Here is a 17155-nt window from a genome sequence, read left to right on the forward strand (position 1 = left end):
CTTAGCAAGCAGGAAAAATGGGAGTAGATTTGCTGAAATTCTTTGACAAAAGCTGGTTTTGGAGTCGCAAAAGTTAGTTTACGAGTCGCAAAAGCTGGTTTTGGTGTCGCAAAAGTTAGTTTACAAGTTGCAAAACTTGATTTTTGTAGCTAGGACGAAGGGTGATATTTTTATTTGGAAGCGTGGGGAATGTGGAGACTTGAGGAAAAGTGCGATCGCGTTAGTGCATTAAAGCTGGAATTGTTTTTAATTTTATCGCAAATATACGTATACAAACGCTGAAAATAACGTTGCAATGCGTATATTTGCGTTTTTTTATTGAAGAAAACTTAGGAGACAGGATAAATGCGGGTAAATTTGCTGAAATTCATTGACAATAACAATTTTACGAGTCGCAAAAGCTGCTTTACAAGTCACAAAAGTTAGTTTACGAGTCACAAAAGCTGCTTTACAAGTCGCAAAAGCTGCTTTACAAGTCACAAAAGTTAGTTTACGAGTTCAAAACTTGATTTATTTACAAGCCAGGACAAAGCGCGATACATTTTATGGAAAATATGGCGTTTAATAGATTGACTGTGGAGGGTTGAGGAAAGGTGCTATCGGGTTAGTGGATTAAAGCTGGGTTTTGTAGGTAGAAAAATCTGATTTTTAACCGGATATGCACGCAGATGAACGCAGAAAGGTTAGCGGTTCAATACGTGTATATCCTGTTTTGATTGTAATTATTTTTTTGTATATTTTTAATATGTAAATAATCCCCAAAGTATTTTATGTATAAGATAGAGGTCAAGATTGATGGGCAATTTATCAATAACTTTTCTAATGGTTCTATCTATGATTTGGTTTTTCTTGACTTAGAATTTTGGCCGGATTATTTACAGGTACAGGGAAAAGCAGTACAAAAAATATATGGATACACCATTACTCGGCTTCTCAAAACAAGTAAGCAACAATATATAAAAATTAAGTTTTTAGAATTTGAATCTGAGGAAAATCAACTTGTTGAGGAAATCATAAAAGATATTGAAAGATTTAAAAATAAAATATTTATTGGCTTCAATATAAAAGATAGTGATCTGATAACGTTGAGAAATAGATCAAAAGCTCTAGCCATACATTCAAACGTTAATGAAATAAAGTTATTTGATTTTAGAGATTATTCACAATTATATGGCTATAAAGGTTTAAATGGTTTGTTTGAACACCTTGAAATTAAAGTAAATAAAAAGATTGGCGGTAGTTATTTTCGTAAGAATCCCAGAAAAGTATTTTTACGAAAAAGCGGTTGGATAGATATTTTATTAAATATGTTTGAGTATTGTTTAGAAGATGCCGCGGGTTATTTTGAAATTGTGTCAAATTGGAATCAAAAAAATCCTAAAATAACTGAAAATATGATTAAACGTGAATTATTAAATTCCTCTGAGCTAAAGAATAAACCATCAGTCACGCTAATACAGCAAGATGCAGAAATATTTTCTATGCAAAACTTCCAAGCTTCATCAGATCAGCTTCTAAGTGGTTTGACAGTCGCAGATTTGGAAGCTTTAATCGTCAAAATCGTTCAGAAAAATTTTAAAGAAGAGATGCAGAAGTTAAAACATGAGCATTTACAAGATCAAATAACACAGACGAATCATCCACTAAAACTTTTTGTATAAATATTTGCATATATTTTAAAATTCAAAATATTATTTGGCTGTATGCCATTATAAATTAGATTATCAGCCGCGATCGCACAATTTATCTTCTACCAATGGGACGTACTTGTATACTGTTCAGGTAAAATAATTAGAAACATCCCATCGTAGGGGCAGCAAGGCGTTGTGCCCCTACAAATCTACAAATAATTTGGAATAATTTATTTTTTACAAGTCCCCTAACAACGCTTAACCTGATTGCAAAGAAGCATTAAATATGGCTTTTTTGATAGAGTGATGTTTTGTCGATCGCTAAAATCTCTATGTCCCAGGTATCGCTCCCTCAATCGCGGCATCCAGACCTACCCCTCATGGCTCTTGCGCCCATGCAGGATGTCACAAACCTCTGGTTTATGAAAGTCATTGCCCACTACGGCAGCCCTGACTACTTCTTCACCGAGTATTTCCGCGTGAATGATACCTCACGGCTAAATCGTAGCATTCTGGCAGCAATCACCGAAAACGACACGGGTCGCCCCGTTTTTGCTCAAATGATTGGCGAAAGCATTCCAGACTTAGTAAGAACAGCAAAGGAACTCTGCAACTATAATATCGCTGGAGTTGACTTGAACATGGGCTGTCCAGCACCTAGAATCTATCGCAAAAATGTTGGGGGTGGATTGCTGCTCTCACCAGAAAAAGTGGATCGGATTTTGGGAGAACTGCGTTCTGCTGTGAACGATCGCCCTTTGACCGTCAAGATGCGCGTAGGCTTTGAAAATACAGATAACTTTTACGAAATTTTAGATACGATCAATCGCCACAGCATTGATTTGCTGAGTTTGCATGGTCGCACGGTGAAAGATATGTACCACGGGGCTGTGAAATATGATTTGATCGCTGAAGCGGTGAAACGGGTTGATTGTCCAGTGCTTGCCAATGGTAATATCCATTCTGCGACAACTGCCCTTAAAGTGCTTTCTCAAACGGGCGCGGCGGGTGTGATGGTGGGACGCTGGGCGATCGGCAATCCTTGGCTTTTTAATCAAATTCGGCAAGCTTTGCGCTTCGAGCCGATCGCGCCCGTTCCTTTAGTAGAGGTACGCAACTATATCGATCGTTTATGGCAAACCCCTACAGCAGCAACTATGCCAGTGCGATCGCGCGTAGGCTACCTCAAAATGTTCCTCAACTACATTGCCCTGAGTGTTGACGCTGATGGTCATTTCCTGCGGCTGATGCGACAGACGCAGACTGAGGTAGAACTGTTAAACCTCTGCGATCGCTTTCTCCTTGCTGATCTGACGAAAACTTTAGCCCTAGCACCCTACTCTGGCGTGTAACCCGCTATTTCACTAGTTCTTTGCTGAAAATTCTTGAACAATCAGAATTTCAATGCCTCTCTAGGGGTTTAGCACTAGCAGATCATCATCTCCGGTCAGAATACATTCTGCTTTTCCAGTGACTGCTAATTCTAGATATTTGTTATCTTTTGGCTCTCGACATTCGTTAATCTGTTCAGTCACTTTAATGAACTGTACAGTTTCGGGCAAATCCACCAGGAAATCGTTGCGTTCTTCTGACGTGGTGTACCGATTAAATTTGGGTTGAGCGAGTACTTGTTCTAGCTCAACCCAAATGGACTCGGACACCAACAATCCCCCTAAGTTTGTATCACCCTCGTATCCTTGAAAATATACAATGACTGCACAAGATAAAACCCCAAGACCTCAAATGAACTTAGATTTATCGCCAGAACTTTATGAGACACTAAATAATCTGGCGCAACAGATTAATGGAGATAATGGTGATGTGCTGTTAAAGGCAATCGCACTCCTAGAAGTAGCCCTAGAAGCCAAGCAAAAAGGCAAATATATTTGGATCGTAGATGATAAGCAAAATCTTGAAACTGAAATTATTGGTATCTAAACAGCATGACAGATAGAACAGATTTATCAAAAATTATTGCTAACAAAGGCGACAATCCACTAATTCTCTCAACAGTAAATTTACAGTCTAAAGAAGACGTAGAACTTGATCGAAAACTGCGAGAGATCAAGTTTAAACAGGAACTAAGAAAAGATTGGATTTTATTTCTTGTCAGGGATGTAATAATTTTTCCTGCCGCCATACTTTTTATTTTTGCTGTCAGCGGTTATTCCCTATTCACCCAGATTCATAAATAACTTATTTGCTCAGATTCTCGGCTTATTAGACAAGTTGTGAATCCATCAGTAAATTTGCGTAATTAATTTTACAGACGACGAAGCTAACTTGCTAAAAGTAGACTCATCTTTATATCCACAGAAATTTTGCTGGATATAAAAATTACCGTAATTGGTAAATCTGCAAAAAAGTAATTACCTGATGAAAATCATCTAAAAATATGGGGCTTTTAATATTTTCTTTTGCTTTGGTCGCAACTATTGCTGTAATTATCATTAATGCTTACAACGATTTAGTTAAGTATCGCAACCGTTACAAAAATGCTTACTCTCAAATCGATGTTCAATTACAGCGCCGCTATGACTTAATTCCCAACTTAGTGGAAACTGCCAAAGGGTACATGAAACATGAGCGGGAAACTCTAGAAGCAGTAATTGCGGCTCGGAATTCTGCAATTAATGCTAGCAGTCGTGCGGCACAAAATCCCGGCGATCCCCAAGCGATGCAACAGTTGGGCAATGCAGAAGGGGCGCTGACGGGTGCGTTAAGTCGGTTGATGGTACTTTCAGAATCTTATCCAGAATTGAAAGCCGATCGCGCCATGACTCAGGTGATGGAAGAATTATCTTCCACAGAAAACCGGATTGCTTTTGCACGTCAGGCTTTTAATGACGCGGTGACACTTTACAACACCAAAAGCGAATCTTTCCCCAGCAATCTTGTGGCAAATACTTTTAACTTTACTGTTGCAGAATTGCTCGCCGAAGCTACTCCAGAAATGAGAAATGCTCCACGCGTGTCTTTTTAGGTATCTATGAATTTCTTTGAACATCAGGATCGGGCACGCCAAAATACGCAACAATTAATTGGATTATTTTCCCTGTCGATCGCAGTCATGATTATTGCGATTTATATTGCCACTTTATTTCTGTTCCGCATGGCTCCCCGTGTTTGGTGGCATCCAGGGTTATTTCTCTATGTAGCTGGGATTACAATAATTGCGATCGCAGTTGGAAGTCTGTATAAAATTGCCTATCTCCGGGAGGGCGGAAGCGTAATTGCTCAGGAGTTAGGAGGAAGACTCCTGCTACCAGAAATGGCGGATGAACAAGGGCGGCAACTATTAAATATTGTCGAGGAAATGGCGATCGCTTCTGGTATTTCCGTGCCAGAAGTTTATCTCCTTGAAAGAGAAACCAGTATTAATGCCTTTGCTGCCGGATTTACGCCCAATGATGCTGTAATTGGAGTTACCCGTGGAACTTTGCAACACCTGAACCGGGATGAACTGCAAGGAGTCATCGGCCACGAATTCAGTCATATTCTCAATGGAGATATGCGGCTAAATTTGCGTTTAGTGGGACTGTTGCATGGGATTTTGTTCATTTATTTAACTGGAGAATTGCTCTGGCGCATTCGTGGTAGTTCCCGCGAAGACAAGGGTTTGCCTTTGTGGGCTTTTGGTTTAGCACTGATGGCAATTGGCGGTATCGGATTACTTTGCGGACGCTTGATTAAAGCCGCCGTCTCTCGCCAACGGGAATTTCTCGCCGATGCGTCAGCGGTACAGTTCACTCGCAATCCTAACGGACTTACCGGAGTCTTCCAAAAACTCCAACAAATGGATTCACGCTTGATTTCGCCGAGTGCAGAAGCCGCTAGCCACATGTTTTTTGGCAATGCCCTCAACCCCTCTTTCTGGGAAAATATGTTTTCTACCCACCCACCCTTAGCAGAACGTATCCGCCGTGTTGGGGGTTTGAACGCTCGCAATTTAGCAGCAATGCCATCTCGCAATCAAATGCTTTCCCCCGCCCAGGAATCTCTAACAATGGGCTTTGCTGGTGGTTCCGACGCCACACCAGCACAGGTTATAAACCAAGTTGGAAGTGTCACACCAGAGCATTTTGCCCATGCTCAAGCCCTGTTATCGCAGTTACCAGAATCCCTGCGCTTGGGTGTACGGGAGCAGCAAAGTGCAATGGCGATCGCTTTTGCACTAGCTTTAGATACGGAAAATCTCCAGATCCAAGAACGTCAAATTGCTTGGTTACGCGAGGTGCAGCCTGCTGATTTGGTAGAAAAAACCCTGGAATTGAGTAGCGAAATTAGCCAGTTAGACTCCAGCATTCGCTTGCCACTTGTGGATTTGGCAGTACCCGTATTACGCCAAAATTCTGCCAAAGAATGCCAAAGGCTGTGCAAATGCGTCCACGGTTTAGTTGTAGCCACTGGAAGTTTATCGCTGTGGCATTTTGTGTTGCAGTTAATACTGTGGCATCGGCTCCAACCTAGTATAAATCCCACCTCGGCTACAACGGTAGAATTCACCTCCATCGAACAGATTTGGCCAGATAGTCTATTAGTACTGTCCGTAATTGCCCGCGTGGGACACTCTCAACCCGATGCGTCCAGCGAAGACATCGCCTATGCTTTTCGTTCTGGAGTTTTTCGACTTCCCAAAGCCGGAGAGCAAGAAAAACCAGAAATACCACTTACTTGTAATTTCACTGAACTCAAGAAAAGTATTGATCGCCTCCGCCTTGCCAGTCCCAAACTCAAGCAAGCTATTGTTGATGCTTGCGCCCACACAGTACTGCTGGATAACAAAGTTACTCCTTCAGAAGGAGATTTACTCAGAGCGATCGCCATGACGCTAGACTGTCCCATCCCGCCATTTTTAAACCCTCAGCGTGGCGTTTCAAAACAGAAACAATTTTCTCCAAAGCGAAGTTAATGTAATTAGTGAGACACGATTATTTATAACTAAACAAACAAAGTTCGTTTTTGCGGACTTTTCCATTAGTCTTTCTTGTAGTTGTAAATGGCTGTTTACCAGGACAATAACCTGTTGCATTTACATTACATTTACAGGCAATTGATTTAGTTTCGTTCTAGTTACTCTTATAGTATAAATAGTTATCTTCGCAAAAGAGTATCATATTGTACAAAAAATCTTTACATTGTCTAGAAGTATTAACTTGCCTGAAAAGTTTAGACAAAATGCCAGCATTCCAGAAATTTGATTGCTATATTAGATTAAATAACTATTCTGGCAAGGGTTGAAAAGCTGTGCGGGATGATTTACAGGGCTTGGAAATTAGTCAGAAAGAACTGCAAAATCTGACTAATTTGCCTGTCAATGAGGAACTTTTAATCATTACAAATCCTTTGCAAATATTAGCAAAAACATATATACAAAAACTTAAAAGCTCTGAAGGAGCAACTGTAGTTTTTATTGGATTCTCTACATTTGTTTTTGTTTATATTCTATTTGATATAATTATTAAAGTTTTTGTTAATTGGATAACAATTCCATCTTGGATATTGTTAATTTTTTTAGGTCTTTGGGTTGGTGGTCTTACGCAAACTATTTTATATTTAATATGGAAAACTAAAAATAAAATTATCAAAAACAATATGACAAAATCTCTGCAAATTTTGTTAAATGAGGTCAATAGATATAATACTGTTATTAAAGTAATAGATATCAACGATCAAATAGAAGAAGCTGGTAATCCAGAAGTAGTTATAAAGGAAAGAGAGGGTGTTCTCGAAGCGCTTAAACTGACCAAAGCTGATTTAGTTCGTGCTTTGAAGACAGAAAAGATTTTGAGGGAGAATAAGAGCTTTATCCTGAGTAATACAGAACTATTCGTCAACAATTTAGCAACTTTAACAGCCATGCAAGTAACTGAACAGGCTAGCGAGCATGGAAGGTTACTCAATGAAGCATTACAAATAGCATTAGATGTGCAACACGAAATGAAAAGATTACAGACTCAGCGTTGAAATAATTCGTAATTCGTAATGACGCTCCTAGGGACGCTCGTTCCTCTCTACAAGACGCTTTGCGTAGCTTGCTTCCCCCTAGGGTTACGCTATCGCTAACATAATTAAGTTTTGTAATGGGGATTTAGAAAGCATTCCTGAATTCACTCAGCACTCAGTAAGAGTTGGAGAACGTGTAGATGGTTCCAATAAATCGATAGATGCTGCTGAATGGGTTGGCTTCCAAGCTACTCGCCAGATATTCTCAATGGCTTTTTCCATAATCCTTCCCACGGTTGCGATCCCCGGTCTAACATAAAGAATATTCCTAAAGCGATCGCTCATCCGCATGGACTGGAAAGAAGTCAGAGGTAACTGGGTAATCATTCCCCGAAATCCCATAGGTATCGTTCATTTTTTAGGAGGTGCATTTGTCGCAACTGCACCGCACATCACTTATCGCTGGTTGCTCGAACAACTGGCAAGTAAAGGTTATGTTGTAATTGCTACCCCTTTCGTCAATACATTGGATCATACTGCGATCGCAAAATCTGTGCTGCTAAACTTTGACCGCACCCTCGAACGCCTACATGACTCTGGGGCATTACGCAAGCTTTACTACCCCATCTACGGCATTGGACACAGCATGGGCTGTAAACTTCACCTGTTGATTGGTAGCCTCTTTAAAGTAGAACGCGCAGGCAATATTTTAATATCCTTCAACAACTACGCCGCAAAAGAAGCTATTCCCCTAGTAGAACAGTTCAATTCTACTTTTGCGATCGAGTTTACCCCTTCACCATTGGAAACTAACAAGCTTGTCCAAGAGAGCTACAATATCCGACGCAATTTATTAATAAAATTTAGCAATGACACCATTGATCAATCGGCAGCTTTAACCAAAATCTTACAAGAACGCTTTGATGACATGGTGACAACAAAAACGTTACCAGGAACTCACACAACACCTCTAGGTCAAGATATTAAATGGCAAACTGGGACATCTTTCACCCCCTTTGATGCCTTAGGGCAATGGTTTAAGCAAGAAGCATACCGCGACTTAAACCAGCTAAAAAGCAGCATCCTCTTGTGGCTAAATCCTCTGGCAGCGCCATAATGTTTTATGACTGTTAAACAGTCATAAATTTGATATAAAAAGATAAATTAGTTAGTAGTATATCTGGATGATCCTACTAACTAATTACCCCTATCGTATTTTTATTCTCTATTTGTACAAAAAATTATTAATGAGTGTTTCTTGCAAGTTTATATGTTTCAAATACTAGTAATTGATGACGACTATTCAATAAAAATACTCCTGAAAAGGATGTTGGAAAAACAGGGTTATGAGGTAGTTACCGCCAGTAGCGGCGAGGAAGGAATAGAAAAGGCACTGGCTTATCGTCCAGCACTAATTATTTGTGATTGGATCATGCCGGGTTTGACTGGACTGGAAGTTTGCCACCGCATTAAGACAGACCCCAAATTTTATACCACATTCTTTATTTTATTAACATCCTTAGATTCCGTTGCTGATTGCGTCAAAGGTCTAGATGCTGGAGCTGATGATTTTATCTCCAAACCTATCGAACACAATGAATTACAAGCAAGGGTAAGAGCGGGATTACGCTTGCATCAGTTGAGTAGAGATTTGCAGGCTCAAAAGTTGCTTTTGGAATCAGAAATGTCAGAAGCAGCAGAATATGTGCGATCGCTGCTGCCTCTTTCCATGAGCGAACCCTTCAATATCAATTTCCGATTCATTCCCTCGCGACAACTCGGCGGTGACTGTTTCGATTACTATTGGCTCGATGACGATTATCTCGCAATTTACTTACTCGATACTGCCGGACATGGACTCAAAGCGACTCTTCCCTCTGTCTCAGTACTGAATCTATTACGTTCCCGTGCGCTTAAAAGTCTGAATTATTATCAACCTAGTGATGTATTAAAGGCTTTGAATGATACTTTTCAGATGAATTATCAAAATGATAAATACTTTACGATTTGGTACGGAGTTTACAACCGAATCAACCGCCGACTAATTTATGCTAGTGCCGGTCATCCACCAGCAGTTTTAGTGACCGGTACATCTCCAAGAAAGTCTGAAGTTAAACTTTTGAAAACCCCAGGTATGCCAGTTGGGATGTTTCCAGAGGCAAAATATGTTGATGGGTTTTGCAATATTGAAAAATTCAGTACGCTTTATATTTTTAGTGACGGCGCTTATGAAATCACTAAATCAGATGGCACGCTTTGGAGTTTGGATGCTTTTATTCAGCTATTGGTTAGCTTACAAGATCCTGCTGATTGCCAACTCGATCACGTACTGAGTTATTTAATCGCTCTGAACTCCAAAGATGCTTTTGATGATGATTTATCTATTTTGCAAATGAAGTTTGATTAATTACGTCTTGGAAACCAAAACCTGATTAAATGCGTCTTGACTTGGGAATATTTCAAAGACTTTATCCATATTAGTCAGTTCAAATAATATCCTGACTTGCTCATTAATTGAACACAGAACAAGCTTAGTATCTGCTGCTCTTAAGGTTTTGAACGCTAAGACTAAAGCTCCCAAACCGGAACTATCCATAAAGGTTACATCTTTAAAATCAACTAACACAATTTTCGCACCACTTTCTAAAATATTAGTGATATTTTGTCGAAAATCTTGTGAAGTTGTGGCGTTTAAATTACCACTGAGCTTAATAACTTTTACTTGTTCTTTCATAATTATGTCACGCTAATTTGTGTAAATGATGCTCTGATTTCGCTATTATATACCCATCATAGAACATTTAAAATTGCTTGTAAAATAAAAGCGAAGATTAAATAGTGAGTAATAATTTGTAATTAATTAGGACATATAGAGATTAATTATAAACATTTTCATCTAGTTTTTTGGGAAGACAAAAAACATATTAGCTTAGTTAACTATAGCTTTATTACTAGTAACAAACCAATTATAAATAAACCTGGTAAGTAAGTCAGCACGATAAAACTCATGTATGTTTAGTAAAAAAGTAGAATAACCGATTTATAAGGTGTTCACAGATTTGTTATTTCGTTATGTGGGTTGATTTTTTAACGCCGACTTGCTTGCATCTGATTGGTATAGATATATATTGATCTACAAGTTGAAGTTACTGCTTTTCAGATTATTTCCCAAATATTTTTGCAAAACTAAGATTCTCCAATAAACCTCATAATGATAACCGTCATTAAACAATTAAAAATTCAACAGGTTGGAGCGATAGCGCAGCTAAACCGAGTCTAGCAGCAGTGTTCCTCTGCCTGAATACTGGGTGGTGGGTATAGATTATCTGCAATTTTGTGGCGGGTCTGCATCACCCACCAAATTTTGCCAGTCTTCAGCCCCCAATTCGGCACTACAAGCAAAAATACTATGAAAATTACTCAACTATCAGGGTTTCATATCGGAATCATTAGAAGATATAATTATTTCTTGACTATTGAGTATTTATGATAGTAACTAGCATTTACGTTTATTTATGTCCAATTACTTACATAATTGAAAGAATTTACCTCTGGACTGCCGCTCTAGAGCCAAAAATTTCGCTTTCAACAGCGCCAAGCAAGCTCAAACCTACACCAACGCTCTAACAGAAGTTCTCTGAGGCGATCGCCTGTGCTATTTTAGTATTCCCAATATCTCTCATTTCTTAACAGACAATACAAAAAGTAAAGAGTTATGAATTTTTAACCCCTCAACCCTAATTCCTAACTCCCTCAAACAGCACTCACTTTGGCTCTGTAAAGCAGCTTTTCACCTTGAAGGTAGCCAGTGTAGCGCACTTTGACTTTTTCTCCAGGTTGTGCTGTTCCCTCCATCAATTGGTGCAGTTGGGGGTCATAAGGTAATTCTGCTCCCACGGGTGCGATCGCTTCCACTCCCCACGCCTGTAAAAGCTTTTCCAGGGGTTTCTGCACCAACGGTACTATTTTGACTGCTGCTAGCTGTGGATTTTCTTGCGCTTTCTGTGCTGCCGTTGGCCATTGCAATAATAAAGACTCCAGCAGTTGCAAACTCGACTGCTGGAGTTCTTGTAGTAATATCTCTCGCTGCTGTTCTATTTGTTGCTGCGATCGCTGATACTCTTTTCTTAAATCTGTAATTTCTTGTAACAATTCCTGAGTAGGTGCTGTTTTCTCTTGTAATAACTTGACGGCTGAAAAAGTTGTGACTAATTCAATCAATGGTATCTGTAGCACTGGCGACAGCTTAAGGAGCACATCTAACCGCGTCTGCTCTAACTTTCCTTGGCGTAACCGCAAAAGTTGGCGTTCTGAGACACCAGCAGCGCGACTCAGCGCTTTAAAACTAGAAATACCCACCTGTTGCATTAAATCTTGCAACTTTTGGGTGAAGTCAATATTGGGCATTGGGCACTTGTACTGAGCGAACGCGAACAGCGTCTCATAGAGAAGCCGTAAAGCCTGCGGCATAGCTACGCTTAGGGCGCAGCCTCTCGTAAAGAAGTATTGGGCATGGGGTATTGGGCATTGGCAATTAAGTTTTTCTATTCCCTATGCCCTATTCCCTATTCTTATTCTTCCAGTAAACTTCTCAACATCCAAGCTGTCTTTTCGTGTACTTGCATCCGCTGAGTCAATAAATCAGCGGTAGGTTCGTCATTAACTTCCTCTACCACGGGGAAAATAGACCGTGCAGTTCTGACTACGGCTTCTTGTCCCTCTACTAGTAAGCCGATCATCTCCACAGCTTTAGGAACTCCGGGAGTTTCTGCAATCGAACTCAGTTTGGCATATTCGCTGTAAGTTCCTGGTGCAGGATAGCCAAGTGCTCTAATCCTCTCGGCTATTAAATCAACTGCTAAGGCTAATTCTGTATACTGGGTCTCAAACATCAAATGCAGTGTTTGGAACATCGGCCCCGTTACATTCCAATGGAAGTTATGAGTTTTCAGATACAGTGTATAAGTGTCAGCCAACAGGCGAGATAAACCCTCGGCAATTTTAGCCCTACTCGCCTCGTCAATGCCGATATTTACATTTTTGACTGTTACTTTCGATGACATATTTTTCTCCTAATTAGGTTATATGTAATGGGGGATTGAGTATTGGGTACTGGGGATTTGAAAAACTCTTCCCTAGTTCCTACTCCCATTCTCTATGCCAAGTGCATCTTTAAAACGCTGCGGGGTGCTTTACGGACTCTGGCTAAAACGGTTTCTTTGCCTAAACGCTGGCAAGCTTCATACCGATGACAACCAGAAAAGCCATAATATTGTCCATCTACTTCTAGGACATCAATCGGTTCTTGCTGCCCAATCTCCGCAATCGATTCCATTAAAGCTTGCACTTTATTTGGATCGTTTGCACGGGGCAATGGCCGTTTTATCTGATTTAATGGAATTTCTTGGACTCTAACCATAAGGAGTTTATCCAACTAGTTCTGTTTTGTGCCTCTAAATAAATCATAGTCATTATGACTTCGTTTTGCAACTAATTTGGGGGCAAAATTGGTAATGGTATCATTGGAGCACTCATGCGACAAAAAAACCGCGCTACAAAGCAATTGGAAAAACAGCTCCAACGCCGTATTAAGGGGCAGAAGACGCTCTCTACGAGACGCTGCGCGAACGATTACTCGCTATCGCTTTTCTACGAAACGCTCCGCGAACGCTATCAGGTAGTCATGAAATTTTCGTTTTGGCGTTTTTCCCACACTGTGCTGACAACATTTTGTCTATTGGGGCTGACTGCTGCATCAGGACCTGAGAGCAATATCCAGGATATGGAACTGAAAATTGGGATTGTGCAGCGATTTGGCGATCAACCCACAGCCAAACTACAACTAGAACCCATAAAAGGCGATCGCTTAAAGCTAAAATTTAAAGCAGGCAACAAGCAGCAAACCCTGGTTACCAAGAACCCTGTAAAGCTGGAAACAGTCATGCAAGCTTTACCCCAGCCAGCAGTCGAAGAAGTGGTAGTTTTGGGTACATACCGCACTTTTGAAACTGCGGAAGACAGTGCTAATAAATGGCGTTCTCAGGGAATAGAAGTGGAAATAGCCCAGCCAGAACGCTGGCAGGTTTGGGCAAAACGAGATGTTTACAACACTTTTTTACTGCGACGCTTGCTATTACAAAACATCCAAGCTTCTACCAAAGAAAAAGTATATCTTGATACTAAGATTTTGAAACAAGTGCCGCGAGTGAGTTGGGTGGTGGATGGTAACCGCTATAGCCCGAATGATTTGGAAATTAGCACTGATAAAAACTTGATTCGGGTAAATAAAACCGAAAAACAAGAGTTTGCTCGTCTTTATGCCGGGCGACTGAATTTGCAGCCAAATTCCTACGGCACATACACTCTAGTTAATCAAGTACCTTTAGAAACTTATTTGCGTGGGGTTGTACCTTACGAAATAGGCACAGATGCACCAAAAGCGGCGCTGGAAGCCCAAGCAATTCTCGCCCGGACTTATGCCTTGAGAAATTTACGCAGGTTTGCCGCAGACAACTATCAGTTGTGTGCTGATACTCACTGCCAAGTTTATTATGGGCTGAAGGGAGCAGCTGCTAAAACAGACCAAGCGATCGCCTCAACTAGGGGTAAAGTACTAACTTATAAAAATGAACTAGTAGATGCTCTGTATTCTTCCACCACTGGTGGCGTCACCGCTTCCTTCAGCGATGTCTGGAATGGCGATGATCGTCCCTATCTGCGCCCTGTACTAGATGCTGCAACTAATTTTTGGAATTTGTCTAAGCAGAGTTTAGCAGATGAAAAGAACTTCCAAAAATTTATTAATACGAAACAAGGATTTAATGAAAGCAAGTGGGATATGTTTCGTTGGCACAAGGAAACCCCTTTAAAGGATATTACCAAAGACTTGCAGAAATTTTTGCAGGTGAAAAACAGTCCCCATGCCAAATTTAAGACAATTCAGGCTATGGCAGTAGTCAAGCGAAGCGAAAGTGGACGTATCCTTGAACTTGCGGTTAAAACTGATCGCAGCACCTTTATTCTGCACAAAGACGAAGTTCGCAGTGCCTTTGCCGCTCCCACAAGTACGCTTTTTTACATAGAACCCCTGAACAAAGGCAAACCGGAACTCTGGGGATACGCTTTTATTGGTGGTGGATTGGGTCATGGAGTCGGCTTGAGTCAAACTGGCGCTCAAAATTTAGCTAAACTAGGTTGGTCAAGTCCAAAAATTCTCCAATTTTACTATCCTGGTACTCAGATTCAAATTCTCAGCAAAGAGATTAAGCTGTAAACTACCCACATTAAGAGTGTTTCAGCCCTAAATCAATGCTATAAATCTTACCTTTGGCAAAGAGGAACTTCATACTTAAAAAATTAAGCAGGAACACAACATCTACTGTGTTCCTGCTTGCCAGGAAAATTAGGCTTTTTGTCAAAGTCGCTTTTGGAAGCACACACGGCATTTGGAGGGTGTTGAGCCTAAACGCCCTGCTTCTATTTTGTTAACATTATGAACTCTTGCAAGAGGTTTATGGTTGAGTCGCTTAACTCTTAGTAAAGATCTTCTTCTTTGTGAGTTTCGATTGTTACGTCAGAGGTTGGGTAAGCAACACAAGTCAGTACATATCCCTTTTCTATTTGTTCATCATCTAAGAATGACTGGTCACCCTGATCGACAGTACCCGATATCAGTTTACCGGCACAGGTCGAGCAAGCACCAGCGCGGCAAGAGTAAGGCAGGTCAAGACCAGCTTCTTCAGCGGCATCTAGAATATAGGTATCGTCTTCAACATCAAGTGTTTTGTTTAGTCCTTCGGCCTCGTTGATGAGTGTCACTTTATAAGTTGGCATTGAGTAATCCTCTCTTTTGCAAACGGCAGTATAAGTTATCTTAAGGCAAAGATCACGGCTGTTCTGTGGAATTAGCCGCTGGTTCAAATTTGCTTCAATTCTGATACTACGAGAAAAATTAAACGATGTAACTGGAAATTGAACCCGATTAGTAATGAAATTTAGTTGCTTAATACCGATAAGTTTTATTTATATATCTTTCTGCCCTAATCAGGTTGTAATTAGTAAAATTTATGTTATGTAAAATGAAACATGAATAAGATTAATGTATCTTATAGTTTGTAGGACTTACGCACAAGAGATCCTCCAACTGCCTTAAAAAGCAGGGCTGTTTCATTTCCTAAAAGGCGCTGATTTACAAGCGTTATTAGCAAAAAAATCATTAAAAAATCTGATTAGACAATTGTATGGCGATCGCAACGCTTTTTTATAGAGATGCTCTACCGCGATCGCAGATCGTACTCAAATTTTCTGGTTGAAACGGTAATTTTTCTTTTTCCCAATTTCCCAAATTTTTTTGATCCTCATCTTGATAAAGATCCTACGTTATAGAGATAAACAGCCCTGCCCTGCCTCCTGCCTTCCTCGATAAAGTCTCATGCGTCCTTGAGGGAGTAAGACGAATGTTGTAGAGTCTAGACTGGTGAAATCATAGGATTCACCATGAACAAAGAATCTCACTACTAGAAGCGTGGGAGGATCAAAACATAGAACTAGTGAAGATCATGTATAATTCAGAAGCAGCTTTGGAAAAAGCAAGAGTGCGTGTAGGTTTGGTAGGTACTGGGTATGCGGCAAAGTTTCGGACTGAGGCATTTCTCCATAATGAGCAAGTGCGATCGCATTTAGTCGCAGTTGTTGGTCATACCCCAGAAAAAACCGAAACCTTTGCCAGAGATTACCAGATTGAAGCGTTGAGTTCTTGGCAAGAGCTAGTAGAGCGTGAAGATATAGACCTAGTGGTAATCTCTACTATTAATCGAGATCATGGTGCGATCGCTCGTGCAGCCCTTACCAACGGCAAACACGTAATTGTAGAGTATCCTCTTTCATTGGATGTAGTCGAAGCTGAAGAACTGATTACCTTAGCCAAAGCACAACAAAAACTTCTGCACGTTGAACATCTGGAACTTTTGGGTGGTTTGCATCAAGCTTTGAAGCAAAACTTAGAAAAAATTGGTGAAGTGTTTTATGTTCGCTACAGCACCATCAATCCCCAAAATCCTGCACCCCGTAAATGGACTTATAACCACGAATTTTTCGGCTTTCCCTTAATTGGTGCCCTGTCTCGCCTACATCGTCTCACCGATTTATTTGGTAAAGTATTTACTGTTAACTGTCACCAGCGATATTGGGGAATAGAACCAGAATACTACCAAACCTGTTTCTGCACTAGTGAACTATGCTTTAACAATGGACTTTTAGCCCAAGTAGTGTATGGCAAAGGCGAAAGTATTTGGCAATCAGAACGCAAGTTTGAAGTTCACGGTGAAAAAGGTGGTTTAATTTTTGATGGCGATACAGGAATATTCATCCAGCCAGGGGAAACAACACCTATAGAGGTTGGCCCTCGCCGGGGTTTGTTTGCCAAAGACACGAGTATGGTGTTAGACCATCTTTTTGACGGGACTCCTTTGTACGTTACTCCAGAGGAGAGCTTGTATACCCTAAAGGTTGCTGATGCTGCACAAAGAGCTGCACAGACAGGGTTAACTATGTTTATAAAAGATATCTAGATAAAAGTT

19 protein-coding genes are annotated in these 17155 nt (G+C 40.4%); 13 read left to right on the top strand and 6 right to left on the bottom strand.

Annotated elements, in window-relative coordinates:
- The first annotated feature begins 370 nt into the window (after window positions 1–370).
- The 3 genes from RM347_RS09700 to RM347_RS09710 all read left to right on the top strand — a co-directional run bounded on the left by RM347_RS09700 (window position 371) and on the right by RM347_RS09710 (window position 2983).
- Window positions 371–565, top strand: coding sequence for a hypothetical protein (locus RM347_RS09700; protein ID WP_322720809.1), 195 nt, complete (start codon window positions 371–373; stop codon window positions 563–565).
- A 205-nt stretch (window positions 566–770) separates the two neighbouring features.
- Entirely contained in the window at window positions 771–1661 is an 891-nt protein-coding gene (locus RM347_RS09705) for a hypothetical protein (RefSeq protein ID WP_322720808.1), read from the top strand.
- A gap of 302 nt (window positions 1662–1963) precedes the next feature.
- A complete protein-coding gene (locus RM347_RS09710; RefSeq protein ID WP_322720807.1) occupies window positions 1964–2983 on the top strand; it encodes a tRNA-dihydrouridine synthase family protein in 1020 nt (339 codons plus the stop codon).
- A 60-nt stretch (window positions 2984–3043) separates the two neighbouring features.
- On the opposite strand, the gene RM347_RS09715 is transcribed toward RM347_RS09710, so the two are convergent.
- On the bottom strand, window positions 3044–3292 hold the full coding sequence (locus RM347_RS09715; RefSeq protein WP_322720806.1) for a putative toxin-antitoxin system toxin component, PIN family: 249 nt from the start codon (window positions 3290–3292) through the stop codon (window positions 3044–3046).
- A 49-nt stretch (window positions 3293–3341) separates the two neighbouring features.
- On the opposite strand from RM347_RS09715, the gene RM347_RS09720 reads away from it, so the two are divergent.
- From RM347_RS09720 to RM347_RS09755, 8 genes are all read left to right on the top strand, one after another.
- Complete coding sequence (locus RM347_RS09720) at window positions 3342–3569, top strand: DNA-binding protein (RefSeq protein ID WP_322720805.1); 228 nt, start codon at window positions 3342–3344, stop codon at window positions 3567–3569.
- 5 nt (window positions 3570–3574) lie between these two features.
- Entirely contained in the window at window positions 3575–3826 is a 252-nt protein-coding gene (locus RM347_RS09725; RefSeq protein WP_322720804.1) for a hypothetical protein, read from the top strand.
- A gap of 200 nt (window positions 3827–4026) precedes the next feature.
- Window positions 4027–4614 carry a LemA family protein gene (locus RM347_RS09730; RefSeq protein ID WP_322720803.1) on the top strand — a complete coding sequence of 196 codons (588 nt, stop codon included), beginning with the start codon at window positions 4027–4029 and terminating at the stop codon, window positions 4612–4614.
- A 6-nt stretch (window positions 4615–4620) separates the two neighbouring features.
- The gene (locus RM347_RS09735; RefSeq protein WP_322720802.1) at window positions 4621–6543 is read left to right on the top strand and encodes a M48 family metallopeptidase; all 1923 of its coding nucleotides are present in this window, start codon (window positions 4621–4623) and stop codon (window positions 6541–6543) included.
- A 335-nt stretch (window positions 6544–6878) separates the two neighbouring features.
- Window positions 6879–7598 carry a hypothetical protein gene (locus tag RM347_RS09740; protein ID WP_322720801.1) on the top strand — a complete coding sequence of 240 codons (720 nt, stop codon included), beginning with the start codon at window positions 6879–6881 and terminating at the stop codon, window positions 7596–7598.
- A gap of 210 nt (window positions 7599–7808) precedes the next feature.
- Window positions 7809–7952 carry a hypothetical protein gene (locus RM347_RS09745; protein WP_322720800.1) on the top strand — a complete coding sequence of 48 codons (144 nt, stop codon included), beginning with the start codon at window positions 7809–7811 and terminating at the stop codon, window positions 7950–7952.
- On the top strand, window positions 7927–8694 hold the full coding sequence (locus tag RM347_RS09750; RefSeq protein ID WP_322720799.1) for a DUF1350 family protein: 768 nt from the start codon (window positions 7927–7929) through the stop codon (window positions 8692–8694). Before RM347_RS09745 ends, RM347_RS09750 begins: the two co-directional genes overlap by 26 nt.
- Window positions 8695–8847: 153 nt before the next feature.
- Window positions 8848–9984, top strand: a complete 1137-nt coding sequence (locus RM347_RS09755; RefSeq protein ID WP_322720798.1) for a PP2C family protein-serine/threonine phosphatase — start codon at window positions 8848–8850, stop codon at window positions 9982–9984.
- Here RM347_RS09755 and RM347_RS09760 read toward each other — a convergent pair whose 3' ends face one another.
- From RM347_RS09760 to RM347_RS09775, 4 genes are all read right to left on the bottom strand, one after another.
- On the bottom strand, window positions 9985–10311 hold the full coding sequence (locus tag RM347_RS09760; protein WP_322720797.1) for an STAS domain-containing protein: 327 nt from the start codon (window positions 10309–10311) through the stop codon (window positions 9985–9987).
- Window positions 10312–11330: 1019 nt separating this feature from the next.
- Window positions 11331–11984, bottom strand: coding sequence for a nucleotide exchange factor GrpE (grpE, locus tag RM347_RS09765; protein ID WP_322720796.1), 654 nt, complete (start codon window positions 11982–11984; stop codon window positions 11331–11333).
- Window positions 11985–12148: 164 nt separating this feature from the next.
- Window positions 12149–12640 (bottom strand): Dps family protein, encoded by a 492-nt coding sequence (locus RM347_RS09770; RefSeq protein WP_322720795.1) that lies wholly within the window; start codon window positions 12638–12640, stop codon window positions 12149–12151.
- Window positions 12641–12732: 92 nt separating this feature from the next.
- The gene (locus RM347_RS09775) at window positions 12733–12996 is read right to left on the bottom strand and encodes a ParB N-terminal domain-containing protein (RefSeq protein ID WP_012410090.1); all 264 of its coding nucleotides are present in this window, start codon (window positions 12994–12996) and stop codon (window positions 12733–12735) included.
- A 114-nt stretch (window positions 12997–13110) separates the two neighbouring features.
- Here RM347_RS09775 and RM347_RS09780 point away from each other — a divergent pair, with 114 nt between their 5' ends.
- On the top strand, window positions 13111–14850 hold the full coding sequence (locus tag RM347_RS09780) for a SpoIID/LytB domain-containing protein (RefSeq protein WP_322720794.1): 1740 nt from the start codon (window positions 13111–13113) through the stop codon (window positions 14848–14850).
- Between the two features lie 260 nt (window positions 14851–15110).
- Here the strand turns inward: RM347_RS09780 and RM347_RS09785 are convergent, their stop codons facing one another.
- On the bottom strand, window positions 15111–15410 hold the full coding sequence (locus RM347_RS09785) for a ferredoxin (protein WP_322720793.1): 300 nt from the start codon (window positions 15408–15410) through the stop codon (window positions 15111–15113).
- A gap of 725 nt (window positions 15411–16135) precedes the next feature.
- Between RM347_RS09785 and RM347_RS09790 the strand changes: the two genes are divergently transcribed.
- Window positions 16136–17146 (top strand): Gfo/Idh/MocA family protein, encoded by a 1011-nt coding sequence (locus RM347_RS09790; RefSeq protein WP_322720792.1) that lies wholly within the window; start codon window positions 16136–16138, stop codon window positions 17144–17146.
- Window positions 17147–17155: the final 9 nt, after the last annotated feature.

The organism is Nostoc sp. ChiQUE02 (genome assembly GCF_034531305.2).
In the GTDB taxonomy this organism is placed as follows: Bacteria; Cyanobacteriota; Cyanobacteriia; order Cyanobacteriales; family Nostocaceae; genus Nostoc.